The sequence below is a fragment of the Microbacterium sp. Leaf203 genome, assembly GCF_001421275.1.
GTDB classification, from domain to species: Bacteria; Actinomycetota; Actinomycetes; order Actinomycetales; family Microbacteriaceae; genus Microbacterium; species Microbacterium testaceum_A.
This window is the reverse complement of record NZ_LMKF01000020.1, coordinates 327-558: the sequence shown is the minus strand read 5'-3', so window position 1 is coordinate 558 and position 232 is coordinate 327. Positions and strand designations below refer to the sequence as shown.

Sequence of the window (232 nt, the reverse complement as noted above, 5' to 3'; positions counted from 1 at the left end):
ACACCGAAACGACTGGAAGAATGTGCAGGAACGCCAGCGTCGCAGCAATACCGGCGCCATAGAGGAGTGGCATCGCCATCGGACGGTAGAACGCCACGGCAAGCATCGCCACGATCAGAACAACGCCCGATAGAACGCCACCGGTAGCGGCGAAAGGCGGGTAGATGAAAAGCGCCAACGCCGACAGAGCAATGAAGACCGCGACCGCCACGGAAGGGACATCGAAGGCGCC

The 232-nt window shown here is 61.2% G+C and carries 1 protein-coding gene; it reads right to left on the bottom strand.

Annotated features, from left to right (window positions below; all coding sequences use genetic code 11):
* A partial coding sequence (locus ASE56_RS17185) for a hypothetical protein (RefSeq protein WP_200914090.1) occupies positions 1 to 232 on the bottom strand: 232 nt, incomplete at both ends.